24 protein-coding genes and 1 tRNA gene are annotated in these 26,153 nt (G+C 62.5%); 15 read left to right on the forward strand and 10 right to left on the reverse strand.

Going from position 1 to position 26,153, the window contains the following annotated elements; translation table 11 throughout:
• Positions 1–18: 18 nt before the first annotated feature.
• Entirely contained in the window at positions 19–1,218 is a 1,200-nt protein-coding gene (hutI, locus tag PV764_RS12205; protein WP_421116698.1) for an imidazolonepropionase, read from the reverse strand.
• A 63-nt stretch (positions 1,219–1,281) separates the two neighbouring features.
• Between hutI and PV764_RS12210 the strand changes: the two genes are divergently transcribed.
• Together PV764_RS12210 and hutC are read left to right on the forward strand one after the other, a co-directional pair.
• Positions 1,282–2,658, forward strand: coding sequence for a formimidoylglutamate deiminase (locus PV764_RS12210; RefSeq protein WP_421116699.1), 1,377 nt, complete (start codon positions 1,282–1,284; stop codon positions 2,656–2,658).
• Positions 2,659–2,670: 12 nt separating this feature from the next.
• Positions 2,671–3,414, forward strand: coding sequence for a histidine utilization repressor (gene hutC, locus PV764_RS12215; protein WP_421116700.1), 744 nt, complete (start codon positions 2,671–2,673; stop codon positions 3,412–3,414).
• A gap of 3 nt (positions 3,415–3,417) precedes the next feature.
• On the opposite strand, the gene PV764_RS12220 is transcribed toward hutC, so the two are convergent.
• The 3 genes from PV764_RS12220 to PV764_RS12230 all read right to left on the reverse strand — a co-directional run bounded on the left by PV764_RS12220 (position 3,418) and on the right by PV764_RS12230 (position 5,612).
• The gene (locus PV764_RS12220) at positions 3,418–4,467 is read right to left on the reverse strand and encodes a restriction endonuclease (protein ID WP_421116701.1); all 1,050 of its coding nucleotides are present in this window, start codon (positions 4,465–4,467) and stop codon (positions 3,418–3,420) included.
• 275 nt (positions 4,468–4,742) lie between these two features.
• Positions 4,743–5,237: a phasin family protein gene (locus tag PV764_RS12225; protein WP_070425433.1), complete on the reverse strand. Its 495-nt coding sequence runs from the start codon at positions 5,235–5,237 to the stop codon at positions 4,743–4,745.
• 99 nt (positions 5,238–5,336) lie between these two features.
• On the reverse strand, positions 5,337–5,612 hold the full coding sequence (locus PV764_RS12230) for a polyhydroxyalkanoic acid system family protein (protein ID WP_019184309.1): 276 nt from the start codon (positions 5,610–5,612) through the stop codon (positions 5,337–5,339).
• A gap of 121 nt (positions 5,613–5,733) precedes the next feature.
• Between PV764_RS12230 and PV764_RS12235 the strand changes: the two genes are divergently transcribed.
• From PV764_RS12235 to aroA, 4 genes are all read left to right on the forward strand, one after another.
• Positions 5,734–6,534, forward strand: coding sequence for an FHA domain-containing protein (locus PV764_RS12235; RefSeq protein ID WP_070425432.1), 801 nt, complete (start codon positions 5,734–5,736; stop codon positions 6,532–6,534).
• Positions 6,535–6,670: 136 nt separating this feature from the next.
• The gene (gene serC, locus PV764_RS12240) at positions 6,671–7,756 is read left to right on the forward strand and encodes a 3-phosphoserine/phosphohydroxythreonine transaminase (protein WP_421116702.1); all 1,086 of its coding nucleotides are present in this window, start codon (positions 6,671–6,673) and stop codon (positions 7,754–7,756) included.
• A 51-nt stretch (positions 7,757–7,807) separates the two neighbouring features.
• Positions 7,808–9,004, forward strand: a complete 1,197-nt coding sequence (gene pheA, locus PV764_RS12245; RefSeq protein WP_266085721.1) for a prephenate dehydratase — start codon at positions 7,808–7,810, stop codon at positions 9,002–9,004.
• Between the two features lie 116 nt (positions 9,005–9,120).
• On the forward strand, positions 9,121–10,434 hold the full coding sequence (aroA, locus tag PV764_RS12250) for a 3-phosphoshikimate 1-carboxyvinyltransferase (protein WP_019184305.1): 1,314 nt from the start codon (positions 9,121–9,123) through the stop codon (positions 10,432–10,434).
• Positions 10,435–10,594: 160 nt separating this feature from the next.
• Here aroA and PV764_RS12255 read toward each other — a convergent pair whose 3' ends face one another.
• Together PV764_RS12255 and PV764_RS12260 are read right to left on the reverse strand one after the other, a co-directional pair.
• Positions 10,595–11,173, reverse strand: coding sequence for an energy transducer TonB (locus PV764_RS12255; protein ID WP_421116703.1), 579 nt, complete (start codon positions 11,171–11,173; stop codon positions 10,595–10,597).
• A gap of 148 nt (positions 11,174–11,321) precedes the next feature.
• Positions 11,322–11,957, reverse strand: coding sequence for an energy transducer TonB (locus PV764_RS12260; protein ID WP_019184303.1), 636 nt, complete (start codon positions 11,955–11,957; stop codon positions 11,322–11,324).
• A 112-nt stretch (positions 11,958–12,069) separates the two neighbouring features.
• Between PV764_RS12260 and serS the strand changes: the two genes are divergently transcribed.
• Positions 12,070–13,350: a serine--tRNA ligase gene (gene serS / locus PV764_RS12265; protein ID WP_046273366.1), complete on the forward strand. Its 1,281-nt coding sequence runs from the start codon at positions 12,070–12,072 to the stop codon at positions 13,348–13,350.
• 127 nt (positions 13,351–13,477) lie between these two features.
• Here the strand turns inward: serS and PV764_RS12270 are convergent, their stop codons facing one another.
• Entirely contained in the window at positions 13,478–13,837 is a 360-nt protein-coding gene (locus tag PV764_RS12270) for an SH3 domain-containing protein (RefSeq protein ID WP_019184301.1), read from the reverse strand.
• Between the two features lie 320 nt (positions 13,838–14,157).
• On the opposite strand from PV764_RS12270, the gene PV764_RS12275 reads away from it, so the two are divergent.
• Positions 14,158–14,802 carry an OB-fold protein gene (locus PV764_RS12275; protein ID WP_421116704.1) on the forward strand — a complete coding sequence of 215 codons (645 nt, stop codon included), beginning with the start codon at positions 14,158–14,160 and terminating at the stop codon, positions 14,800–14,802.
• Between the two features lie 101 nt (positions 14,803–14,903).
• Here PV764_RS12275 and PV764_RS12280 read toward each other — a convergent pair whose 3' ends face one another.
• On the reverse strand, positions 14,904–15,485 hold the full coding sequence (locus PV764_RS12280; protein WP_019184299.1) for an FMN-dependent NADH-azoreductase: 582 nt from the start codon (positions 15,483–15,485) through the stop codon (positions 14,904–14,906).
• A 126-nt stretch (positions 15,486–15,611) separates the two neighbouring features.
• Between PV764_RS12280 and PV764_RS12285 the strand changes: the two genes are divergently transcribed.
• The 7 genes from PV764_RS12285 to PV764_RS12315 all read left to right on the forward strand — a co-directional run bounded on the left by PV764_RS12285 (position 15,612) and on the right by PV764_RS12315 (position 22,316).
• The gene (locus PV764_RS12285; protein ID WP_019184298.1) at positions 15,612–16,604 is read left to right on the forward strand and encodes a LysR substrate-binding domain-containing protein; all 993 of its coding nucleotides are present in this window, start codon (positions 15,612–15,614) and stop codon (positions 16,602–16,604) included.
• 154 nt (positions 16,605–16,758) lie between these two features.
• Positions 16,759–16,848, forward strand: a tRNA-Ser gene (locus PV764_RS12290).
• 87 nt (positions 16,849–16,935) lie between these two features.
• Entirely contained in the window at positions 16,936–18,399 is a 1,464-nt protein-coding gene (locus PV764_RS12295) for a DUF6538 domain-containing protein (protein ID WP_421116705.1), read from the forward strand.
• A gap of 103 nt (positions 18,400–18,502) precedes the next feature.
• Positions 18,503–18,877, forward strand: coding sequence for an H-NS family nucleoid-associated regulatory protein (locus tag PV764_RS12300; protein ID WP_311182132.1), 375 nt, complete (start codon positions 18,503–18,505; stop codon positions 18,875–18,877).
• 56 nt (positions 18,878–18,933) lie between these two features.
• Complete coding sequence (locus PV764_RS12305) at positions 18,934–19,608, forward strand: hypothetical protein (RefSeq protein ID WP_421116706.1); 675 nt, start codon at positions 18,934–18,936, stop codon at positions 19,606–19,608.
• 120 nt (positions 19,609–19,728) lie between these two features.
• Positions 19,729–20,454, forward strand: coding sequence for a hypothetical protein (locus PV764_RS12310; protein WP_421116707.1), 726 nt, complete (start codon positions 19,729–19,731; stop codon positions 20,452–20,454).
• Between the two features lie 695 nt (positions 20,455–21,149).
• Positions 21,150–22,316, forward strand: a complete 1,167-nt coding sequence (locus tag PV764_RS12315) for a hypothetical protein (RefSeq protein ID WP_421116708.1) — start codon at positions 21,150–21,152, stop codon at positions 22,314–22,316.
• A gap of 97 nt (positions 22,317–22,413) precedes the next feature.
• On the opposite strand, the gene PV764_RS12320 is transcribed toward PV764_RS12315, so the two are convergent.
• Positions 22,414–23,193, reverse strand: coding sequence for an NYN domain-containing protein (locus tag PV764_RS12320; protein WP_421116709.1), 780 nt, complete (start codon positions 23,191–23,193; stop codon positions 22,414–22,416).
• 45 nt (positions 23,194–23,238) lie between these two features.
• A complete protein-coding gene (locus tag PV764_RS12325) occupies positions 23,239–26,058 on the reverse strand; it encodes a class I SAM-dependent DNA methyltransferase (protein ID WP_421116710.1) in 2,820 nt (939 codons plus the stop codon).
• Between the last annotated feature and the right edge of the window lie 95 nt (positions 26,059–26,153).

Here is a 26,153-nt window from a genome sequence, read left to right on the forward strand (position 1 = left end):
CTCCAGACATCACTAGGTTCAGACGGGTTGGCCGCGCATCACGCGGGCGTGCAGGGGGTTGAAGCCCATGCGGTAGACCAGGTCAGCAGGCGCGTCGATATCCCACACGGCCAAATTGCAGTCCAGGCCGACGGCGAGCCGGCCGATCCGGTCCTGGCGACCGAGTGCGCGTGCGGCTTCACGGGTGAAGCCGGCGATGCATTCCTCCACGGTCATGCGGAACAGGGTGGCGGCCATGTTCATCGCCAGCAGCGGGCTGGTCAGGGGCGAGGTGCCGGGGTTGGAATCGGTGGCCAGCGCCAGTGGCACACCCGCCGCGCGCAGTTCGGCGATCGGGGGCAGGGTGGTATCACGGGTGAAATAGAACGCACCCGGCAGCAGCACCGCCACGGTGCCGGCGCGGCGCATCGCGGCGATGCCGTCGCCGTCGAGGTGTTCGATATGGTCGGCCGACAGCGCACCGTGACGCGCCGCCAGGGCCGCACCGTGCTGGTTGCTCAGCTGCTCGGCGTGGATCTTGATCGCCAGGCCGTGCTGCTGCGCGGCGACGAACACCTGCTCGGCCTGCGCAGCACTGAAGGCGATGTTCTCGCAGAACACGTCCACCGCTTCGGCCAGCCCGGCGGCGGCAACGGCCGGAATCATGACGTTGCAGACCTCGTCGATGTACTCCTGTGCCTCGCGGCCCGGCGGGATCGCATGCGCGCCGAGGAAGGTCGGCACGATCTCGACCGCGCGCTGGCGGCCCAGTTCGCGCGCGACCTGCAGCTGTTTGGTCTCGTCGGCCAGGGTCAGCCCGTACCCGGATTTGATCTCCAGCGTGGTGATGCCTTCGGCCAGCATGGCGTCCAGGCGGGGCAGGCTGGCGGCGAGCAGGTCGGCTTCGCTGGCGGCGCGGGTAGCGCGCACGGTGGAGACGATGCCGCCGCCCGCACGGGCGATGTCGGCATAGCTCACGCCCTGCAGGCGCTGCTCGAACTCACCGGCGCGGTTGCCGGCATAGACCAGGTGGGTGTGGCAGTCGATCAGGCCGGGGCTGATCCAGCGCCCGCCACCGTCGATGCGCTGGGCCGGCTGCAGATGATCGGCCGTGCCGGCCGCGCCGACATGCACGATGCGCCCATCGGTCGCGGCGATGACGCCATCCTCGATCACGCCCAGCCCCGGGCCATCGACGGTGATCAGGTTGGCGTGGTACCAGAGGGTGTCACAGTGCATGGCAGCAACCACATCGGTGTATATGTCTATACAATATAGGCGCCTCTTCCGGGATGTCCAGTGATGCCAGCCAACCCCGCACCGATCCTCCGTTTCCACGCCGCCCACGCGCTGCTGCCGCAGGGCTGGGCGCGCGATGTGCGCATCGCCAGCCAGGGCGGCATGCTGGTCGAGGTGACCCCGGGGGTGCCGGCCGAGGCGGGTGATGCCGCGTTGGCGATCGTGCTGCCGGGCCTGGGCAACCTGCACAGCCACGCCTTCCAGCGCGGCATGGCCGGGCTGACCGAGATCGGTGGCAACAGCGGGGACAGCTTCTGGAGCTGGCGCGAACTGATGTACCGCTTCCTGGCGCATCTGCAGCCCGAGGCCATGCAGGCGATCGCCGAGCAGGCCTATGTGGAGATGCTGGAATCCGGGTTCACCCGGGTTGGCGAGTTCCACTATCTGCATCACGGGCCGGACGGTGCGCCTTACGCCAACCGTGCCGAAATGGCCGAGCGCATCGCCGCTGCCGCCCGTTCCAGCGGGATCGGCCTGACCCTGCTGCCGGTGTTCTATGCGCATGCCGATTTCGGTGGCGCCGCGCCGAACCCGGCCCAGCGTCGGCTGATCCACGATGTGGATGGTTTTGCCGAGCTGCTGCAGGGCTGTACGCGCGCGCTGCAGGGCCAGGACGATGCGGTGCTCGGTTTCGCCCCGCACAGCCTGCGCGCGGTGACCGGCGAGGAACTGTCGGCGTTGCTGCCACTCAACACCGGCCCGGTCCACATCCACATCGCCGAACAGACCCGCGAGGTCGATGCCTGCGTGGCCTGGAGCGGGATGCGCCCCGTGCAGTGGCTGTACGAACACGCGCCGGTGGACGCACGCTGGTGCCTGGTGCACGCCACCCACATCACCGGGGCGGAGCTGCAGCAGATCGTGGCCAGTCGCGCGGTGGCCGGGCTGTGCCCGATCACCGAGGCGAACCTGGGCGACGGCCTGTTCCCGATGCAGGCGTTCGCGCGCGCCGGTGGCCGGTTCGGTGTCGGTTCCGACTCCAACGTCCTGATCGACGCGGCCGAAGAGCTGCGCCTGCTCGAGTACGGCCAGCGCCTGCATCTGCGTGGGCGCAACGTGCTGGCCCCGGGCGATGGCCAGTCCACCGGCCGCTGGCTGTACGAGCAGTCGTTGAACGGTGCTGCGCAGGCGCTGGGCGTGGCCAGCGGGCTGCAGGTCGGCGCACCGGCCGACCTGGTCGAGCTCGATCCCGATCACCCGGCGCTGATCGCCCGCGACGGCGATGCCTTGCTTGACAGCTGGGTGTTCGCCGCACGTAATGGCGCCGTGCGATCGGTATGGCGCCAGGGGCGCCAGTTGGTCCGTGACGGTCGCCACCCGCAACGCGAGGCGGTGGCCGCACGGTTCGCCGCGGCACTTCGACCGTTGTTGAGGGTCTGATCCGACCCTCCCATGCAGGAATCCAGAGTGACGGGCAAGAAAGCAGCAACCCTCAATCAGCGCATCCGCGCCGATCTGGAAAGCCGCATCCTCAGTGGACAGTGGGAGCCTGGCTTCCGCATCCCCTACGAACACGAGCTGATGGAGCAGTACGGCTGCTCGCGGATGACCGTGAACAAGGTGCTGACCGCGCTGGCCGAGAGCGGCATGATCGAGCGCCGCCGCCGTGCGGGCTCGTTCGTCGCCCGGCAGCCGCCGCACCTGGAACAGGTGGCGCTGGAGATCCCCGATATCGCGATGGCGGTGGAAGCGCGCGGGCATGTATATGGCTACCAGCTGCTGGAGCGCGCCTACCGCCGCCCGCGCGAGCAGGTCGCGGAGGAAACCGCCCTGGCCGGCGGCGAAAAGCTGCTGGCGATCCGCTGCCTGCACCTGGCCGATGGCCGGCCGCTGGCACTGGAGCATCGCCTGATCAGTCCGGTCGGCGTGCCGGAGGTGCTGGAGGTGGATTTCGAGACGACGGCGCCCGGCAGCTGGCTGCTGCAGAACGTGTCGTGGACGCGCGCCCAGCACCGGATCAGCGCGTGGGGCGCCGATGACGCGGCCGCTACGCTGCTGCAGGTCAAACCCGGCACGGCATGCCTGGTCATCGACCGCCTCACCTGGCGCGGCGAGCAGCCGATCACCTGCGTGCGGCAGATGTTCCTGGGCGATGCCTACGACCTGGTCGCCCGGTTCTCGCCGGGCGCGCGCTGACCGTTACAGCGTGGTGCATTGCCGCCAGCGGACCGGCTCATCCACGCCGGGGCGCGGGTTGAGCTGGATGCGCACGGTGCGCAGCGCCGGGTAGCGGGTCACTTCCTCGCAGATCAGCGGCCAGATGGCATCGATCTCGCCGGTGCGGTTGATCGCCAGCGTCTGCCGCGTCAGCCAGATGCCGCTGGCCACGCCGGGGCGGGTGGCCACGTTGCGTGACAGTTCGTGCTGATAGCGGTCCAGCGTGGCGTTGTCGGGGTTGGCGTCCATCGCAGCCGCGGGAGCATCGGTCGCCGGGCCTGGACGACCCTCGTGCGCTGCCGCGGGTGGTGCCGGTGCGGCGGTGGGGGCGGTGGGGGCGGTGGGGGCGGTATCGGCCGGCGCCGGGACCGCTGTGGCGGGCGTCATGGCGGCAGGCGCGGTCGTTGCGGATTCGTCGTCGGCCCATTGTCTTTCCAGTCCCGCGGTCAGCGAGCCCAGCCCGACCATCAAGCCCAGTGTCGCCGCGCCCAGCGCCGCGATCGAAATCCGGCGGATCGCCTCGCGACGCGCACCGGCCTGTACGCGGGACTCCATGTCGCCGGGCAGATACGGCTGCAGCAGCGGCCACAGCAGCGGGCCGTCCAGAACCTCGACATTCTGCTTTTCAGCGGCGATGCGGCCATCGCGCTCGACCTTGCCTTCGGTGATCAGGATCCCGCCGCGGGCACCGGCCAGGCGCGCGGCGGCGCCCAGCTCATTCACCGCCGCCGTGCCGATCCGGTAAGCGCGCCCGTGCTTGCAGGAGAGCAGCCAGCGCTGCGGACCGTCGTGCATGAGGAAATCGCTGCGGGGTTGGCGGCTGTCCACGGCCTCATCGGGCACGTCCTGCAGGCCACGCTGCTCGTGCATCGCACGCCGGACGATCAGCGAAAATTCCCGCCAGTGCATGCCGGCCAGGGCATTCAGGCCAAGCTGGGTCTCCTTGCGCTTCCGTTTGATCAGCCAGAAGTAGGCCGTGGCCAGGAACCAGGCGATGAGGGCCAACAGCAGGGCCAGAATCCAGGAGAGCATGCAGGGGGATATGAACAGGGAAGTGCGATAGACAGTTTATATGCGCCTTTGCACGTCAGCGGCGCGTCGTTGTCGCACGCATGGGCATCCGGCGATCACGTCGGTGACGGCCGTCTCACTTTGTGGCGGTGCGGCCGATCGAGCGCCCACAAAAAACCCGCCAATCCAGAGCCGTGAGGGGAGGGAACAAACGGCGGTGGAAGCGATTGGCGGGTCGATTTCGATTGTCAACAAAGTCGTGCTGCTTTGCAACAAACGAGGTCGGATCAGTTCAGTCAGGCGTCGGAGGTCGGCGACTGGTGCGTCCCCGGCGACGGATCGGCCGACGGGGAGGCATTGCGGGCCTCGGCGCGGTTGACCCGGGTAGTGAGGGCGTCGATCCGGGCGTTGAGCGCGGCGACATCCTCGGCGGTCGGGATGTGCAGGCGCTTGAGCACGCCCTGGACCCGGTCATCGAAGGCCTTCTCGACCTTGTCCCAGGTGCCGCTGGCCTTTTCACGGGCCTCGCCGAGGTGTTCCTCGACATTGTCGCGCCAGCGCGGCGTATCGCCGGCCTGCTCGCGGTTGCGGGCCTCGATGTTCTCGCCTTCCTTGACCAGGTTGTCGAAGACGCGGCTGCCTTCGGCCTGCGCACGCCCGAAGGCGCCCAGGCCCGCCAGCCAGATCTGCTGGGCCGAATCGGTCAGCTTGCGCGAGAAGCGCTCGGCCTGATCCTGCAGCGAGGGCTTCTCGCCGGGGATGCGATCGTCGAAGTCGTTGGGTGAATTCATGGGGCGATCCCTGTGGGTGGACACCCTTGGATCGTATGCATCGCCGGCTTCAAGCGATGTGATGGCCGGCGCCTGTGCAGCGCCGGGCCGGGTGTCGGTTCAGCCGAGCTTTTCCTGCAGCACGCGCTGGATCTCGCTTTCCACCATGCTTTTCATGGCCGAGAGCAGGAAGCCGAGCTTGGCGGTGACCTGCACCTGGCCGGGCTGCAGCGCGATCGCGCCATCCACGCCGGAGCCGCTGAAGTTCAGCACGTCGCCCACCCAGCTGGACTGCAGGCCGAAACGCTCGGACAGTTTGGCGGCGACTTCTTCGATGGCCTTGCGCGCGTTTTCGGCGGGCAGGGAGTGGGCGTGACGGATATCGATGGTGGACATACAGTCTCCTGGCGGACAACGGCGCGGATTCGGGCGTGCATTGTGCGCATCCTCAGGCACAACTCCAAGGTCTGCGTCACACTTCTTCTTCCCTGACATTCAACCTGCTAGGCTGCGCCGCGTGCAGAACCTGCTAGTCCACTTTACTCAACGCCAACACCCCGACCAGCCGCTGCGGCCCGGGGTGCAGCGCATCGTGCGTCATGCTTCGGGCACTGTCCGGCTTGGCGATGACACTCCCGGCACCTTGTTGCTGGCCCAGTTCTGCCTGGACGACCGCGGCTTGTGGCTGCAGGTCGCCAGCGGCATCCGCGGCATCCACGTCAATGGCCGCCCGGTGCGGCGGATGGCGCTGCTGCGCGCGGGCGACGCCGTTTACGCCGATGGCGTGGAGATGGTGGTGCAGGGCGACTGCGAGGCCGTTGCGCACGCACCGCCGCGCAGCGATGACGGTGGCGATGACCAGCGTCTGTTGCGTGGCGTCGGCGGCCAGCACCACGGGCGCAGCTTCACCCTGGATCGCCCGCGCGTGATCGGGCGCGGGCCGGAGGCGGACATCGTCATCGACGACCCGGCCTTCGCCGAGCAGCACGCCCGCCTTGAGCAGCACGGCGAGCGCCTGCTGCTGCGCGACCTGGGCGCCGGCGAGTCAACCCGGGTCAATGGCGTCACCGTTCGCCACTGCTGGCTGCAGCCCGGTGACCAGCTGGTCTTCGATGCCCAGCACCGCTTCGTGCTCGAGGTGCCGCATGACGGCCGCAAGCGCATCGTGGTCGAGGAAGAAGACGACGGCTTCGAAGCGCGCCAGCGCCCGGAACCGGTGGCCGTGCCCAAGCGGGTGAGCCGCTGGCCGTGGCTGCTGGTCAGTGCGCTGCTGCTCGCGGCAGCGATCAGCGGCCTGCTCTGGTTCGGGGCGAGGTAGTGCCGGCCCCTGGCCGGCAACCAGGCACACCTGGCGTGGGCCATTAGATTCGTTTGCAACCAAATTCGCCTTGTCCTGCAAGGCCTAAAGGCTGGTGCGCTGCGGCATACTAGGGGTCTTGCCCCATAGGTGTGACATGACGCGCGCGTTCAATTTCAGTGCCGGCCCTGCAACCCTGCCGGAATCGGTCCTGCGCCAGGCGCAGGAAGAAATGTTGGAGTGGAACGGCGCGGGCGCCTCCATTGTCGAAATGAGTCACCGCGGCCCGGAGTTCATGGCCGTCGCCGCCCAGGCCGAGGCCGATCTGCGCCGCCTGATCGGCATTCCGGACGACTACGCGGTGATGTTCCTGGCCGGCGGCGCGACCACCCAGCAGGCCCTGCTCGCGCTCAACTTCGCCCAGCCCGGCCAGACCGTGGATTACGTGCTCACCGGGCACTGGGGCAAGACCGCGATCAAGCAGGTCAGCCCGTATGTTTCGGTCAACGTGGCTGCCAGCAGCGAGGCCAACGGCTTCCACGACATCCCGGCACGCGCCAGCTGGCAGCTCTCCGACGATGCCGCGTACGTGCACATCACCGCCAACGAAACCATCCACGGCGTCGAGTTCCGTGACACCCCCGACGTGGGCACGGTGCCGCTGTTCGCCGATTTCAGCTCGTCGATCGCCAGCGAACCGCTGGATGTCAGCCGGTACGGCCTGATCTACGCCGGGGCGCAGAAGAATCTCGGCCCGGTCGGCGTATCGGTCGTGATCGTGCGCCGCGACCTGCTCGAGCGCAGCGGCCAGCCGCGCGCGGACATCTTCGATTACCGCTCGCATGTCGCCCGCGATTCCATGCTCAACACCCCGCCGACCTGGAACTGGTACCTGGCCGGCCTGGTGTTCCAGTGGATGCTGGCCGAAGGTGGCGTGGAAGAATTCGCGCGTCGCAACGCGGTCAAGTCGGGTCTGGTGTACGAGGCGATCGACCAGTCCGGCGGCTTCTACCACAACAACGTGGTGCCGGCCGCGCGCTCGCGCATGAACATCCCGTTTTTCCTGCCCGACGACACGCTCAATGCCCGTTTCGTCAGTGAATCCAAAGCCGCCGGCCTGCTGGCGCTGAAGGGGCACAAGGCGGTCGGCGGCATCCGTGCCTCGCTGTACAACGCCATGCCGGTGGAGGGCGCGCAGGCGCTGGCCGCCTTCATGCGCGATTTCCAGCAGCGCAACGGCTGACGCATTCGTTTTTCCCGGGGCGCCTGCCGCCCCACTGCAATTGGAACCCAGATGGCCACCAAACCCGCCAAGCCCAAGGCCGCCAAGCCGGCGCCGACCACGCCCAAGGCTGCTGCCCCCGCGAAGAAGGCCAAGGCCGCCAAGCGTGATACCGCGCCGGCCGTTGCCGCGCCCGTGCTGTCGGACGTGCGCGCCAAGATCGACCATATCGACCGCAGCATCCAGGCACTGATCGCCGAGCGCGCCAACTTCGCCCACCAGGTCGGCAAGGCCAAGGGCAAGCTCGCCGCCGCCGTGGATTACTACCGCCCCGAGCGCGAAGCCCAGGTGCTGCGCATGGTGGTGGACCGCAACGAGGGCCCGCTCAGCGATGAAGTGCTGGTCCACGTCTACCGCGAAATCATGTCGGCCTGCCTGGCCCAGCAGGAGCCGCTGAAGATCGGCTACCTCGGTCCGGAAGGCACCTTCAGCCAGCAGGCCGTGCTCAAGCACTTCGGCCGCTCGGCGCTTGGCCTGCCGCTGGCCAGCATCGAAGAGGTCTTCCAGGAAGTGGAAGCAGGCAACGCCGATTTCGGCGTGGTGCCGGTGGAAAACTCCGGGCAGGGCACCATCCAGATCACGCTGGACATGTTCCTGACCTCCAACCTGAAGATCTGTGGCGAAGTGGAACTGCGCGTGCAGCAGTACCTGATGTCGCGCAGCGGCCGGCTGGAAGATGTCGAGCGCGTCTACGGCCACCCGCAGTCGTTCATGCAGACCTCCTCGTGGCTGCGCGCCAACCTGCCCAAGGCCGAGAAGATCCCGGTATCCAGCAATGCCGAAGGTGCGCGCCGCGCCCGCAATGCCGATGACGCCGCGGCGATCGGCGGCGAGAGTGCCGGGCATGTGTACGGCCTGAAGAAAGTGGTGACCAAGCCGATCCAGAACGATGCGGACAACACCACGCGCTTCCTGGTGATCGGCCGCAACATCTTCCCGACCTCCGGCCACGACCGCACCTCGGTGCTGGTGTTCATCCACGACAAGCCCGGCGCGCTGTTCGATGTGCTCAGCCCGTTCGCGCGGCATGGCATCAGCATGAACCGGATCGAGTCGCGTCCCTCGCACAACGCCAAGTGGGAGTACGGCTTCTTCATCGACCTGGCTGGCCACGTTGACGACGAGGCGATGCAGGCAGCCCTGGCCGAGCTCAAAGCCCACTCGGCGCAGATCAAGATCCTCGGCTCCTATCCGGTCGCCGTGCCCTGATCCGAACGGCGTAGCCGCCCTGCGCGCTACGCCGGCCCGGCGCCCGCATGGGCGCTGCGGCCTTTCCGCACACCGTTGCATCGCCGCTGCGGCGGCCCCGCCCCATAGGATTTCCGATGACCGCATCTCCGTACTGGATCGCCCACAAGGGCCAGCCCCTGCAGGGCAGCCTGACCATTCCCGGCGACAAGTCCGTCTCGCACCGTTCGGTGATGTTCGCCGCGCTGGCCGATGGCGTGTCGCGCATCGATGGCTTCCTGGAAGGCGAAGACACCCGCGCCACCGCCGCGATCTTTTCGCAGATGGGCGTGCGCATCGACACCCCGTCGCCGTCGCAGCGCATCGTGCATGGCGTGGGGGTGGATGGCCTGCAGGCGCCGAGCGCACCACTGGATTGCGGCAACGCCGGCACCGGCATGCGTCTGCTGGCCGGGCTGCTGGCCGCGCAGCCGTTCGATTCGGTGATGGTCGGCGATGAATCGCTGTCGCGCCGCCCGATGCGCCGCGTGACCGGCCCGCTGGGCGAGATGGGCGCGAAGATCGAGACCGAGGCCGATGGCACGCCGCCACTGCGCGTACAGGGCGGGCAGACGCTGCGCGGCATCGCGTTCGCCTCGCCGGTCGCCAGTGCGCAGGTCAAATCCGCCGTGCTGCTGGCCGGGCTGTATGCCGAGGGCGAAACCTCGGTCATCGAGCCGCACCCGACCCGCGACTACAGCGAACGCATGCTGCGCGCGTTCGGCGTGGATATCGAGTTCTCGCCGGGCAAGGCCCGGCTGCGCGGTGGCCAGCGCCTGCGCCCGACCGATATCGTGGTGCCGGCCGATTTCTCCTCGGCGGCGTTCTTCCTCGTGGCCGCCAGCGTCATCCCGGGCTCCGAACTGCGCCTGCGCGCGGTCGGCCTCAACCCGCGCCGCACCGGTCTGCTGGCCGCGCTGCGCCTGATGGGCGCGGACATCACCGAAGAGAACCACGCCGAGCAGGGTGGGGAAGCGGTGGCCGATCTGGTGGTGCGTTACGCGCCCCTGCACGGCGCCGAGATTCCCGAGGCGCTGGTGCCGGACATGATCGATGAGTTCCCGGCGTTGTTCGTCGCCGCCGCCGCCGCGCAGGGCGACACGGTGGTGCGTGGCGCGGCCGAGCTGCGGGTCAAGGAATCGGACCGCCTGGCCGCGATGGCGACCGGCCTGCGCACGTTGGGCGTGCAGGTGGACGAAACCGAGGACGGCGCGACGATCCATGGCGGCGCGGCGCTGGGCAGCGGCACCATCGAAAGCCATGGCGATCACCGCATCGCGATGGCCTTCGCCATTGCCGGCCAGCTCAGCACGGGCGAGGTGCGGGTCAATGACATCGCCAACGTAGCGACCTCGTTCCCGGATTTCGATGGTCTGGCGACCGGCGCAGGTTTCGGGCTTCGCGCCGGCTGAGATAATGCCGGGTTCTGCCGCTACTGCGTCCAGACGTCGGGTATGCGTTGTTGCCGGGCAGCGCCCAGCACTACCTTGACCTGGCATGGTCGCGGTACTTCACGGAACAAAAAAGGGAGGCCATTGGCCTCCCTTTTCGTTCCCGCCTCAGCGCAGCTGCTTAACGCTCAGTACGGAAATCCACCGGAACGCGCACCACGCTGGCGACGGCGCGGCCGTTATGCATGGCCGGCTCGAACTTCCAGTCGCGCACGGTGGTCAGCACCGCACGGTCCAGATCGCGATCACGCGTACCGCTGCGCTGCACGATGTTGGCATCGGTCACCTGGCCGCGGGTATCCACGTTGAGGCTGGCCACCACGCTGCCCTGCACGCCGCTGCGCAGCGCCGTGCGCGGGTAGGCCGGCTTGGCATTGCTCGCCAGCGGGCGGGCCTCACGATTGCGCACGGCCGGGGTCGCCTTGCGCTGCTCGGCAGCCGGAGCCGCCTGGCGCGCCGCCGGGGCCGGCGTCGTCGCTACCGGTGCGGTCTCGGTGGCGGGCAACATGCGCTGGCCGACCGGCGCGTCGTTGGTATCGCCCGGGGTGGCATACCGCAGCCACACCAGCGCAGCGGCGAACATCGCCACGATCAACGCCACCCACAACCCGGGTGACGTACGGCGATTGTGGGGCTCATCGATCACGTCGCGCTGATGCTGCGGCGAGCGGGGCATGTCCGGGGCATGGGTAACACTCATGGCTGACTCCTGGTGTCGATGTGACACCCGCAGTCTTGCGCGTACCCGGTTGCGGATGTGTCAGCGCACCGTCAACGCGACGACTGCATTGCCATCAAGGTTCAGTTTGCTGAGCCGTTGCAAAATCACCGCGTGATGCGGTGATGAATCACTGCGGAGTGAAGTCGAACGGTACTTCCAAGCTGCCTGGCACCGGCACGCCATTGCTCTGCGCCGGCTGGAAGCGCCAGCGGCGCACTGCATCGGACGCGGCACGATCAAGGTCGCGTGAACCGCTGCGCTGAATCAAGGTCACGGCCGAGGGATAGCCCGTGGCATCCACATCCACACGGACCACGACCGTGCCGCGATCCCCCCGGCGCAGTGCGGCTGGCGGGTAGCTGGGCGGCGGCGACTGGTCGGCAATCGGCTGCGGGCGGTCGCTCGGTGCCATCGCCACAGGCGCAGCGGGCGCGGCAGGTGCGGCGGGCGCAGCCGGCGGCGGCGGTGGGGCGGTCTCCACCAGCTGCGGCTTTTCTTCATTGGCCGGCGGCGCCTTGGCGTCGGGCATGTCGCTGGAGCCGGCCGCAGCGGCCAGCGGCTCGGGCAGGGGCTCGACCTCGGCCACCTGGGCAGGGGTCTGCGCGGCGGGGTCGGCCTTGTAGAAGCCGTCCTTGCGGCTGCTCAGCCACACCACCAGGAACAGCAGCACGCCCGCACCGAAGGCGATCGCGGCGATCTTGAGGCTGCGGCGGGGCAGCTGGAAAGTGATGTTCTTGCCAGAAGTCGAGCGGGAAGCAGACATGGGGCATACCGTATGGATCACCGCGATTCTGCCACGCCGGGGATGAACCGGCGGCAGAAAAACGCATAACAGGCGATAATCCCCCTCCGAATCCGTAGACCCCTCTGCCGCCATGCTCGATCCAGCCCTGCTCCGCCAACAGCCCGCCGACCTTGCCGAACGCCTGCGCTCCTCGCGCGGTTTCGAGCTGGATGTCTCCGGGCTGGAGTCGCTGGAAGCCGATCGCAAGCGGATCCAGGTGCGTACCCAGGAGCTGCAGAGCCTGCGCAACAGCCGTTCCAAGGCCATCGGCCAGGCCAAGGCCAAGGGCGAAGACGTCTCGGCGATCATGGCCGAGGTGGCCGCGTTCGCCGATGAACTGAAAGCCTCGGAACTGGCCCTGGATGTGCTGCGCGAGAAGATCGAAGCCATCGCGCTGGGCATCCCGAACCTGCCGGCCGAGGATGTGCCGGCGGGCAAGGATGAATCGGAGAATGTCGAGCAGAAGCGTTGGGGCACCCCGCGCGCGTTCGATTTCCCGGTGCTTGATCATGTCGAGCTTGGCGCCCGCAACCGCTGGCTGGATGGCGAGACCGCGGCCAAGCTGTCCGGCTCGCGCTTCACCGTGCTGCGTGGCCCGATCGCGCGCCTGCACCGCGCGCTTGCGCAGTTCATGCTCGACCTGCATACCGGTGAGCACGGCTATGAAGAGACCAACGTCCCGACCCTGGTCAATGCCGAGTCGCTGCGTGGGACCAGCCAGCTGCCGAAGTTCGAGGACGACCTGTTCAAGACCGCCGTGGGCGAGTCCACCCGCTACCTGATCCCGACCTCGGAAGTGCCGCTGACCAACATCGTGCGCGATGAAATCATCGACGCCGAGCAGCTGCCGCTGCGCATGACCGCCCATTCGCTGTGCTTCCGCGCCGAAGCCGGCAGCGGCGGCCGCGACGTGCGCGGCATGATCCGCCAGCACCAGTTCGAGAAGGTGGAACTGGTCGCCGCCTGTACCCCGGCGCAGAGCGATGAAGAGCACCAGCGCATGACCCGCTGTGCCGAAGTCGTGCTGGAAAAGCTGGGCCTGCCTTACCGCAAGGTGCTGCTGTGCACCGGCGACATGGGCTTTGCCGCCATCAAGACCTATGACCTGGAAGTGTGGCTGCCCTCGCAGGACACCTACCGCGAAATCTCTTCGTGCTCCAACTGTGGTGATTTCCAGGCGCGCCGCATGCAGGCCCGCTGGCGCAACCCGGAAACCAGCAAGCCCGAACTGCTGCACACGCTCAACGGTTCGGGCGTGGCGGTCGGCCGCGCCATGATCGCGGTGATGGAGAACTACCAGAACGCCGACGGCAGCATCACCGTGCCGGACGTGCTCAAGCCCTACATGGGCGGGCTGGATGTCATCGGCTGATCCAGCGCCGTGACGCGTGTAAAAAACCCGCCGCAAGGCGGGTTTTTTGTTGGTGCTTCGGTAGAGCCACCCCATGGGTGGCTTCCGTACCGGTCATGCATCACCTGCAGCCACCCATGGGCTGGCTCTACCCGTCCGTCATCGGCGCCAACACGCCCAACGGCACCCAGCCAGACGTGGTGCCGCCAACCAGCTCGCACCACACCCAGCTGTTGAGCTCGCGCTCACCGCGCACGTGCTGACCCACATCCACGTCCAGTTCGCGCGCGCAGTAAGCCTCGGCCGCCATCGCATCGCCCTGCGTGTTGCGGCCGATCACCTGCGCCGGGACCCAGCCGGCGGCCTGTCCCGGCGTCTGGCACAGATACCAGTTGTCCCAGCCTTCGGGCCCCTGGTAGCGCTCACCGACCTGCAGCGGATCGCCGGGCTGCAGGGTGATCGGGTGGGGGAACTCGCTGCGGTGGGTCTGGATGACGCGGTAATCCATGCGGAATCAGCCATGTGTAAAGAGCCCCCAGCTTAGCGGCCATTGCCGCGACGCTGCAGCGTTGATTGCGTCAGCAATGCGGCTTCAAGTGAGGAAGAGAAGCAGGTCAGAAAACGCCGCGATGAAATGTAGGGGAGGTTGGTAGCCGAGTGGGTGGCACTCGGCGTGGAGGGCCGCAGAGACGGCAGGCACGGGGCTTCGCGGATGAGCATCCGGTAGGCGACCCATACGGCCCGCACGTGGTGGTGTGATCGATGCCCATTTTCTCCGGCACACAGCGAACAGGCTGGGCACCGACATCTACTTCCACAGGACGCCCCGTGAACACAGCGGCCGCACCCCTCCCATCCTCCAATCCCGCCGGCATCGCTGCATGGCTGATGCTGGGCATTGCCTGGCTGTGCTTCCTGATCCCGTTCCCGGGGCTCGGGATGTTCCTCGGCTGGCCGCTCAATATGGTCGCCTTCATCCTGGCCGTCGTGGCGATGGCCAAGGGCGGCGCCGGCAAAGGCATCGCCCAGCTCCTGCTGTCCCTCGTCGCCTCCCCGCTGGTCTACCTCGTGGGCGTCGTGGTGTTCGCCGGCACCGTCAGCGCGATCGGTCAGCCGGCCCTCGATGCCCAGGCCAACGCGGGCAAGGGCCGCCAGCAGGACATCACCATCGCGCCTGTCGAAATCACGGCACGCCAGCTCCATCGGGACTACGAGGCCAATGAGGTCGCCGCCGACGTCCTCTACAAAGGCAAGCGGCTGCTGATCACCGGCGAAGTTGCCAGCATCCAGACGGATCTGATGGATAAGCCGCAGGTGCAGCTGAAGGCCGGAAGCGTCGACCAGGTGATGATCTCCGGTCTCTCCAGGGAAGAGGCCGGCGCGCTCGGCAAAGGCGACACTGTGCTCGCGGCCTGCACGGGCAACGGCATGATCCTGGGATCACCGATGACGCGCGACTGCGAACTGCAGTAAGGCCGAGCCGCGTCCAAAAAAGATGGCCCCGGGAGGGGCCATCTCTGCCACACCCACACCGTCACGACGAGGGGGAGGGAACGGCGTGGGTCCTGCGCGGCTCAGGCTGCGGCGAGTTCTTCCGGCTGCGGCAGCGCGGCCAGGGCCTGGGCAATCGCATCGGTGCGGTGCTGCGGCGAGTAGGCGATGCCCTCGGCCCGCACGAACTCAACGTTGTCGATGCCGAAGAAGGCGAAGACCTGGCGCAGGTAGGGGTCCTGGAAGTCGGTCGGGGCACCGGTGTGCAGGCCGCCGCGGCTGCTGGCCACGATCACGCGCTTGCCGCCGGCCAGGCCCACCGGGCCATTCTCGGTGTACTTGAAGGTGCGCCCAGCCACGGCCAGGCGGTCGATCCACGCCTTGAGGGTGGAGGCGACGCTGAAGTTGTACATTGGGGAGCCGATGACCACCACGTCGGCGGCCAGGAACTGCGCCAGCACCTGCTCGGCGTCAGCCACTTCGGCCGGATCGGACTGGGCCAGGGACGAGCTGCGCAGGTGCGGGACCGGCTGAGCATCGAGGTCGCGGTAGCTCACGTCCAGACCCGGCACCTGGTCGCGCCACTGCTGGACCACGGCGGCGGAGAGCTGGCGGGAAACCGAGTTGTCGCCAAGTACGCTGGCGTCGATGTGAAGAAGCTTCATGGCAATCACCTGTTATCTGGGGAGGGGCGGGGCAAGGCGCCGCCGACGGAGATCAGGTTAGGTTGTTGCCTGTTTGGAATAAAGGTGGTTGAATACCACGTATTGTTCTATATCTGGAACTTCGGTATGCAAGACCTCAACGACCTCTACTACTTCGCCATGGTGGTGGATCATGGTGGCTTCGCCGCAGCAGAACGCGCGCTCGGCATCCCCAAATCCCGCCTGAGTCGCCGTATCAGCCAGCTGGAAACTGATCTGGGCGTCCGCCTGCTGCAGCGCTCCACGCGCCGCTTCGCGGTGACCGACGTCGGCACCAGCGTGCATCGCCACGCGCAGACCATGCTCGCCGAGGCCCAGGCTGCGCGAGAGGTGGTGGACCGCCTCAGCGCCGAGCCGCGCGGCCTGGTGCGCGCCAGCGTGCCGGTCTCGCTCGCGCAGATGCAGCTGCCCAAGCTGCTGCCGATCTTCCTGGCGCAGTACCCCAAAGTGCGGCTGCAGCTGAACATCAGCAACCGCCGCGTGGACATCATCAACGAAGGCTACGACGTCGCCCTGCGCGTGCGCTCGCGCCTGGATGACGATGGCAGCCTGGTGATGCGCAGCTTCGGCCAGGTCCAGGAACTGCTGGTCGCCAGCCCCAAGTACCTGGATCGCGCCGGCCGCCCGAAAGACCCGGACGAGCTGACCAACCACGTCACCCTGAGCATCAGCGAAGACGAAGCCCGCCAACGCTGGGAACTGCACGGCCCGGAAGGCGCGGTCCGCCGCGTGGACCTGCAGCCGCGCGTGGCTGGTTTCGATTTCCCGCTGCTGCAGAGCATGGTCAAGGACGGTTTTGGCATCACCATGCTGCCGGAAACCGTCTGCGCCGACGCCGTGCGCAACGGCGAACTGGAAGTGGTGCTGCCGGACTGGTCGCTGCCGCAGGGTATCTGCCATGCCGTCTTCGCCTCCCGCCGCGGCCTGCTGCCGGCGGTGCGCGTGTTCATCGACTTCCTGGCCGAGCACCTGCCGCCGCAGCTGGAGGCTTCGCGCCTGGATTGCGGTGGCGCGTGCGAGCGGGCCAAGGAGAAGATCAAGGCGAGTGCGCTGGGTGCCCTGGCGGTGGATGCGGGCTGAGCCCGACAGCCGGCGGGTGGGCAAATCCCACCTGAAATGCGAGAATGCGACCCCCGGCCCATGCCGGGGAGCCATGCCGGACGGGGCGCTGCCCTGGCCGGTTGCTTGGGTTGCAATGACCTGGGCACGCGGGGCGCGGAAGCGCTGCCGATACGGAGAGATGGCCGAGCGGTTTAAGGCACCGGTCTTGAAAACCGGCGAAGGGTCATTCCTTCCGTGGGTTCGAATCCCACTCTCTCCGCCACATCATCGCAAGTAATTGATTTATATGATTATTTGCATGATTTGATTGATTGTTAAATGGGACACAAGTCGGGACACATCTCCCGCCATGCGCATCCCTCACAATCTCGTTCGAGCTGCTTCCGGCAACTTCTCTTTCCGCCAGCGTGTTCCTGGTGATCTACACGCAGTTGTGGGTCTCAGGCTCATCAAACGCGCTCTAAACACTGCCGACACTAGCTGCGCTCGTATGCGCGCAACCGTTCTCGCGTCAAGCTATGCTCAGGCCTATGACTTGCTGCGAGAAAGAAGTGTGGAGAAGTTCGGTAAAAAGGATCTGGAAGATCTTGTTGAGCGGCTGAGCAAAGGTGCAGGTCGAAATGATCTCACTTTGCATCGGACTCAAGCCGCCGATGGCACGATCACAGAGCGGTGGCAGATGGATAGCGAGGAAGACGTAAAGCTCTTCCGTCAAGCGCAAGCCCAAGCGAATGCTGCGGAAGTCGCAGCAATCGGCGTCCTTGACCCCACTCCCGTTCGGCGGACACACGCTTCTCGACCCCAAGTCACCGAAACCATTAGCCTCGAGAAGGCTCGCGATGCGTGGCTTGCAAGCATCAAACCGCGCACGCTACCCAAGACCTACACGATCAAGCTTGCAGCGGTGGAATCGTTGGTTTCATTCCTCGGGCCGAAGTCCAAGCTCCACACTGTGTCCCGACCTGACCTGGCGCGCTGGTATCAGCACCTTCGCGACAACGGTGCATCCACGCCAACGCTCACGAATAAACAAAGCTATGTAGGCGGAAAGGGCGGCTTCTTCGATTGGTCAATTGCGTCAGGCTTCTACCCGAAGGGCGATAACCCGGCCACCGGGCATGTGAGCTATTCGCTCCGCGAGAAGCGTGCGCGCAGGAAGCTTGGTTTTAAAGCATATGACCATGAGCAGATCCAGACGATCTTCTCACCCAGCAACTTCGAAAAGCTCTCCCAAAACGCCAAATGGGCCTCGCTGATCGGGCTCTACACCGGTGCTCGTGCTTCTGAGGTGGGCCAGTTGCTGGTGACAGACGTGTTCAATGAGGGGAAATTGGCTTGTATCCGAATTTCGGATGAAGGTGAAAATCAGAAGGTGAAGACCGAGGTTAGTCTTCGCACTGTGCCTCTGCATCCAGCTTTGATTGAACTAGGCCTTCTTGTTTGGGTTGAGCACCGACGAGCGGCAGGACATAAGCGCCTGTTCCCCCAAGCCAAAGGCACTGCTCTCAACGGGCAAGGAAATTGGATCACCAAGGCATTCAGCCGGCACTTGTCTGTCATTGGCAAAGACTGGCCGAAGGCTAAGCGTGGCTTCCATTCGTTGAGAAAAACCTTCATTCAAGAGTTGCAAGGACTTGGTGTGTCTTCTGAACTTCGCGCTCAAATTGTGGGTCACGAGCTCGATGATGAGCACCATGCGACATACAGCAGGGACTTCACTGCCGCAGAAAAGCTCAATGGTATGGGCAAGCACTCGCCCGGCCTTGCGGCGCTAAATTACAAGTTGAGACTTGGTCCGGACTCAATGAATTGAGCTAAAAGATCAGTTCAGAACGTTGCCAGTTTTATGCCAGTTCGATATGATCAGGATGCATCCCGAATTCCTTTGATCAACCAAAGAGTGCACACGAATGGCAATGACTTACGCAGAAATCCAGAAGAAAGAGAAAGAACTTCGTGATGCTCTGCAAAAGCTTGAGCAGGATAAGGAGAAGTTGCTCGCTGCCGAGGCAACGAAGCACTTTGAAGATATCCACGGCAAGATGTCTGAGTTCTTCCAGCACTTCACTGCCGAACAAAAGGCTGAATTGAAGTCGTTCTTCCCGTCTGACAAGGTGCGCGGAGCCAAGAAGGGCGGTAAGCAGTCCCAGGAGAAGGGCAGTGTGCAGCCCAAATATGAGCTGCCGACCGGCGAGAAGTGGAGCGGTCGTGGCCGCACCCCGATTGCCTTCCAGGAGTGGAAGAAAGCCAACCCGGATCACGAATATCCGGCATACCCGCACAAGTCTTGATGTCTCATTGAACCTAGGAAAGCCGGCAGCAATGTCGGCTTTTTTATATGCCACGAATGACAAACGAGAAAGCTGAGGCAGAAGGCTTCAAGAACGCGTTGGAGTCGCTCTTCGCAGATAAAGAGGAGCGCAAAAGGATAAAGGCGACTCAGGACTATGCATCGGTGCGCAAGAAGCTTCATGAGATGGGCGGTGATGCTTTGTTGACCCTATCCATGACTGCTTTCTTCTTGGGTATCACAAGCAGTGCATTGCGAGAAGCCCGAAAGAAATATGATGATCCTTTCTTCCTGTCCAAAAGCCACACAGCTCGCAAAGATCAGATCTTGCGATGGTGGGCAACGGTCTTAAAGAAAAAGAGCGGGGTAGAAGAGGAAATCGAAGGCAGCGCTGGACTCGATCTTCGTCCCAGCCCAAACCTCTTTATCGTCTTCAAAGACAAGATTACCGGCAGGCCGGTTGTTCTTTGCAATAGCCTGATCACCTCTGTCTCAGACGAGCTCTTGTCAGATACCTTACGGGCTGGATGTCGTGTCGTGGCACTCACGCCTGAAAAGGCAATTGAGAAGCCCTGGGCGGTGCATGAAGAAAAGGCCGCTTACATTGAAGCCTACCGCAAGCATCTTGAAGCCAAGTATCGCCGGGCTCTCTTGTGGCTGGATCGAGAGCAGGCGCAAAGCAAAGCGCTCGCTGATCGGGCAGAGCTTGACGCTTCAACGGTAAGAAGGTAGTTGCACCTACCCATGCCCTGCATTCGAAGCCCCTGAAAAGGGGCTTTTTTTGATCGTCAAACATTGACTTTATTGGGCTGAGCCTTTTGATAAGAAGATACACTTATTCAAGGAGCTCCAATGTTCGGATGGTTTGCTAAGAAGAGCGCAAAGACACGGGAATTCCCGAGTTCATACTATGACCAAAGTGGCACGATCAACGCCAATGGTCACTTGGTGACACTGCTCATACCAAAGTTCAAGGCGTGGATCGCTCAATTTCCGGGCGAAGAAAAGCAGCGCGTTGCCGCATGTGAACGGTTGATCGCGGCCGGATCGCTCGAAGAGTTGAAGGTTGCACTAGAGGAAGGTGCTTTCGTTGATTGCTATACCGGCTATCATAAATACCCCACGCCTTTGACGAACGCTGCTTGCTCTGGAGAGCTTGATCAGATCAGGCTACTTTTGGACTATGGCGCTGACATCAATGAAATGAGTGGAACTGATTTTGGCTTTGGCAGTCCCGTCGATACGGCGTATTCCCACAAACAGTTTGGTGCAGTCGCTCTGTTGTTGAAAAGTGGGGCAAATTTTGAGGATGCCGACTTCTTCCACCTCAAGAGCGACAATGAGCTTCATGATTTGTTGGATCGTTACCTCCACAGTGGCCCCGCAGATGAAGACCGACCATGCCTGGAATTCCTAATAGAATTCTTGCTTGATAACGGGGCATGCTTGGTTGCGCGTCCCGACGACTCTTATGATGACTATAATTCGCTTAAAGCGACAGTAGAGGAACTTCGGACGCTCCCGCCTCCGCGTTTTGAGGAATTTTTGCATCGTGGACACGTCGCTTCTCGGCAGTGAATGTGTAACCACACGGATAACGCTTGACACCTGTGGAAAATGCCTTCTGATGGGTGTGAGGGGCTTCTCTCCTTGTCCTCTCACCCGGGGTGTGTGTGCGGTAACACACACACCCTAATCTTTTTCAGTGATTGATCGTCTATTAGCCATTGCCAATTCTGGATTTTCTGTTTTGTTGAGTCTAACTCAGCAAATCAGGAGATCCAGTGCGGTATAAGCGAGATCAGAAATACCATACAAGAGAGCGGCATCTATACGCTCTAAAGTTTAAAAGTGGGGCAGTCTACATCGGCCAGACGGTTAATATGGAACGCAGGCGCAAGGAGCACGAGTCAATTGCTGGTGGTTGGCCAAGCGCTTTCGAGTTCCAACACCTATCGACGATTCAGGGCACCCAGCTTGACGCTGAAGATCACGAGAGGGCCTGGCGCTATGTCGCTGCCTCACGCGGGCATCGCATCTTCGCTAAGCCCCCAGGAATTGTCGTGGACTGCAGGCGTCAGCAGACGCCTAATAGCTTAAAGCTCGCGAAGACCCTGCCATGGCCTGGTGCAACAAAGGGCTTCTGGGCAGACGTGATAGACACTCTCGCACAGCTGCTCGGTCGCTAGATCCCGCTGTTACACAAGCAGAGGGTAGGGCGTTATCCTCGCTCTATGCTAACCGTCCTCCACCCCGAGATTTACCACCAGGTCTTGAGCTTCCCCATTGGCATGATGGCAGCTCCTGATCCTGATGGCGGTAGTCCCTTCTTGATCGTCAAAGCGACGAAGGAAGTCCTTCTAGCCGCGAAGCTTAGTGGCTTTTTCAAGGTGTATGTGTGCCCTGCGGACCTTGGCGGACGAGAGACGCTAGCTTTGGTCTTCGCGTTCTTCGACGACGAAGACGAACCATTTATCATTCGCACACCTCTGGTCGATGACGTCGAGAGTCGCCAGCTGTTGGCGGCGTTGACGAGTCCTTCCGTCAACGTCCATTTCTTCGATGAGCATGGACGAGAGTTCTTGGTCTACGAAGCCGAGATTGATGTCCCAGACGTCGCCAAGAAGCATCTGGATGGGTTGAAGCTGCTTGGGTCGGACTTCGTCGAGGCTCAGAACATGCTGCATGGAGTCGGCGACTGGTTCGGCCTTCGAACCCCCCAGGACGATGAAGAGGCGCTGACAGTCAAGCTGGTCCACAACTCGTTTGGGGAGAGCCTCGCGATACAAGATGCTCGGTATCCGCTCCATCAACACCATGGGGCTAAGGGATACAGCATCTCGATGTTGGAGCGGGAAGAACCTGGGAACTTTCAGGAAGAAGACATCATCAAGTGCTTGGCGATGTGCTTTCCCCAAAGCCAGATCTACCACGGACCACTACGAACAACTGATAAGGAAGAGATTTGTGACGTCTTGGTGGTGACAGATGATCGAGTGCTCATCATCCAAGCCAAAGACAGTCCGAACGTTGAGCGCATCGCAAAGCAGAAGCTCAGTCGGAAGCAAACCAATGCGATGACCGCTTTCAAGAAAGCTGTGGCACAGGTTCGGGGTGCACAAAGCTACATCAAAGCAGGGAACGGAACGCTTCGCTACATCCTCAACGGCGAAGAGAAGTCAATCGATATCAGTCAGAAGCAGCTCTTTGCGATCACGATCATCAAAGAAGTCTTCGAACGAGAGAGCGAAGAATACGCGAAGATCCTCAATGTGCTGATGGTGGAGCGCAGCATCCCTTGCTACGTGATCTCATATGGCATGTTCTATGAGCTCTGCTATCGAGTCCGTGACCCTGACAAGTTCTTTCAGTTTTCAGAAGAAATAGTTGAAAGCATCAAGCGTCTGCAAGACCTGCCTGTGATCGACTTTCACGGCTAGTGGCCGCATCGTGTAGACCGACGACCCCACAGGCATCGTTGGTCTACGGAGCAGCTGGCATGCTGCTGCAAGTCGATCCCGTGCTCCTACCTCGTGACTATTCCGCGTCAGGCTCAGCAGCGAGACTCACCGTCCAATGTCCACCCTCCTCAAGGTGCGGAGTGAGCAGATCGTAGGTCTTTAACATGTCTACAAGCCCGGAATGCCCATACGCACTGGGCGAAAAGGCAGAGTCGGCACGTTTCAAATACTGGCTCAGAGCGCTCACGCTGACTCGCCCATCAGGCGTCGCCGCCGCCAGGAGCGCCACCGCTTCCACGACGAACCGTGGGCGACGTTTGATCTTGGCAGACGGGGTGGGCGCAGCGACGGGTTTGGGTTGGGTAGGGGCCCGAGGCTTGGCCTCCGGAGTCTCCGCATCAGGTGCTTGCGCAGCGGCTTGCTCAGGGCTCCATTCGAAGAACCGGTCGCACGCATTGCGCAGTGCATCTGGGGTCTTTGCTTCGCCCACAATGAAGACCGTAGCGCCGCGTTCTCGCAGTCTGCGGCTGAGATATGCAAAGTCCGAGTCGCTCGTTACCAAGCAAAAGACCTCCGCACGCCTGTCGAACAGTGCCTCTTGAGCATCAAGAGCAAGCGCAATATCAGCTGTATTCTTCTTTGAAGCGTATTGGTATTGAAGGCATGGGGTAAATGCCTGTCGGACCAATGCTTGTTCCCATGAACTGTTGAGTGTCGTCTTGTTTCCATACCCGCGTCGCAGCGCAACTCTACCGGCCTGCGCTGCCATCAATAGGGCGAAATCAATGATGTCGGGTGCGACATTGTCACAGTCAATCATGACCGCGACGGTGGCTTCAATCGGCTGACTCGCCATAGATGCTCCTTCCAATGCTTGTGGGTAGCGACGATTGCCTTCTTTTTATTGTTGCCGGCTCTGATTGAGCTTAAAAAGATGATGAACAATTTCGTCGTCAGTCATCGGCCAATCAAGTCCATAAGCCTTGGCAACCGCCTGGTCAAGCGTCGCATGCATCGCTTGGAGCCAGGCAGGACTAGCGTTGTAGAGGTTGGTGAGGGTCCTTTTCTTCATGTCGAGTTCGTGACCGCTTCGGGTAACAATCCGTTCCGGATACCCGGCTGAATTCTCGCCAATTCGCTCAGTCCATTCGGGAGGGTAGAGCCACATGTTCCGCGCATCGTCCAGAGCTTTGGCAGCGTTAGCTATGGCAACAGAACGCTCATCGCTGGCACATTCTTCAAGATCTAGATCAGGCGTAAGGCCATCCGGATAGGGGAAGGTCTCGTAGCATGTAGTTGGTGTATATCGTGGATCATTGCCTACCCCAAGATACGTGCACATCCTCAACGACCACACTTCATGGAACCTTGAATTGAGAATGCCAAAGGTCAAATCGTCCTCTTTGCCAAAGCAGTAGACGCCATCATCGATCAGCTGGCTCGGGTGAAGCCACACAAACAGGCGATACTTGGATACACGCGGGGTCGCAATGTAACGACTAAGGCCAGTGAGCTTTTTGCGCATGCCAACGCAGACCTCAGAGTGCAGCCACCAGCTGTCTCGGCGAGCCGCACGTCTATTGACAGCACGAACGGGGAGAACCTTTTCCTTTACCCACTCGAACGGAGCCTCATAAAGACTTGCCTCGCTCTCCGACATTTCTGTGCCGAAGTCAATTATCCAAAGATCATGCGTGCCACGTGCGATCCAAGTTCCGTTCACCCAGGGCCTCAGGACGTCAGAATTAGGCTTCCCGTTGGGATTGGGTTGGCTCAGCCAGTTACGTGCGATCACCCCCGGGATTTCAAAGTTCCCACCCTTTTTTGTCCCTGAGTAAGCGATGTCCCTGTTTGCCTTAAGCTTCAATGCCTTTGTAAGATCAACGTTGTTCGAGACGGTTTCACCTGCCAAGTCAGGGTAGATAGACAGCACGCTTTTTCCGTCAAGGGTGGCCGCTTCACCACTCTTCTTCTTGAAGCACACGAGCGACACGCGAACCGCTGCGCCTTCATTGAACCATTCCTCATCGCTCCACGCATCGAATATCTCGGCGTCGCGGACGATATGATTTAGAACTTCCCGGTTTGCCCCGCCTCTCAAACTGTTCGTGGCGACGAGCCCGACACGTAAATCCGGATCTTTCCGTAATAGGTCATTGGATTTTTCGAACCAATAGCAAACCAGATCGGCCCCAGCAGGGACTCTCTTGTGATAAGTAGATCGGACCTTTTCAACGTATTCATTGCCGAGCTCGCCTAGCAGCTTTGAGCCGCCCAGGAATGGTGGGTTACCAATGATCGCGTTAGCATCTGGCCACCTCGCTTCCTTATCGTCGTCCGTGAGAAGCGCATCTCTGCACTCGATCTGATTGAGGGGCTGGAGAATCGGATTGCGATTCGCACCAAACCCGTTCTGTATCATCCATTGGATCTCGCCGATCCAAATCGTGATGCGAGCGAGTTCAGCCGCATAAGCATTGATCTCTATACCCTTCACGCTCCGGGGTCCAAGTGCAGGCAGCTGGCGGCCCAGGCCGAGAGCTTCTCCCTCGATCAAAACTCGCTTCTCTATGTCTTTAAGCGCATGAAGCGCCAAGTAGAGAAAGTTGCCACTTCCACAAGCCGGATCCAAGACAGTGAAGGCTCTGAGACGTTCCAAGAAGTGGTTAAATCTATCTCGCGCAGGCTTTGAGATGGATTTTTTAGCCTTGTCGAGCAACCTGCTTAGCTCAACCTTCTCGCTCTCCCATGCATCGAGCCACGGCTTTACAACCACCGGATGAACAATCTTCATGATCGTCGCGGTGTCGGTGTAATGAGCTCCAAGCTGAGTGCGCGTGTTGGGATCTAGCCCGCGCTCAAACAAGGTGCCAAAGATGCTTGGCTCAATTTCCGACCAATCAAGACGGCATGCATCTAGAAGAAGTTTCAGTTCAGCAGAGTCGAGCACAATTGTTGAATCGTCTTCGAACAAGCCGCCGTTGAACCAGTCAATGTTCTCGTAAGCGACGTCTCCGCCCTTGTGCATCGCTAAAAACAGCTCGCGGCTACGCTTCTCAAAAAGATCGGAGTTGCCCTGGGAGCCAGTCACCATCTTGGTAAAAAGATGGTTTGGCAGCAGCCCAATGTCTTCCGCGAACATGCAGAAAAGTAGGCGGTTTAGGAAGTGTGCAACGGGCTGTGGTGAATGGCCACGTTCCCGCAGAGCCTTCGCTAACATAGTGAATTTCTGTGCGGCTTCTCTAGTGATCGCGGTTCGCGTCACGCCAGGCTTTAGTGCTTCTGGATTCTTGAACACCGCATCTAGCAACTGCCTCGTTTCGTATTCTGCCAGCTGATCTACGGTAAATTTATATTCCTTTTTTACCGTATTTGTGAAGTTGGTATGGATGATGATTGTCTGAAGATCAGAAACGACGAGCAAGGGCGGGTTTTGTAGTGCGTCAGCATACATTTTCAGTTGCTGATAGGCTTTGTCGAGGCTCTTGTGCGTGCCTTTTGCCTCCCATCCGAAATACCCTTTTTTCCAGACATCGGCCCAGCCTTCGCCCCCGCTAGTCTTAGTGGCGCCATACTCATAGGTGAACCAAGTGTGGTCCGGATCGGCCTCCCTGGGAGTCTGATGACCCACTAGACGACAGAGATCTTCAAAGAAAGGCTGTGCATCTCTGCGTTCGTCGCCTCCATTAGCCCACTTCTTGATGAAATCGTGCGGCGTCATTTCTGTTCTCGCTCCCTCGATGTGGGACCCATTGCGGCCGAGACTGACCGCCTTGGGCACCCGATGAGCAAGCCTATGGCCGTCAACGAGGAAAA

It is taken from the genome of Stenotrophomonas sp. AS1, from assembly GCF_048957655.1.
GTDB lineage: Bacteria > Pseudomonadota > Gammaproteobacteria > Xanthomonadales > Xanthomonadaceae > Stenotrophomonas > Stenotrophomonas bentonitica_A.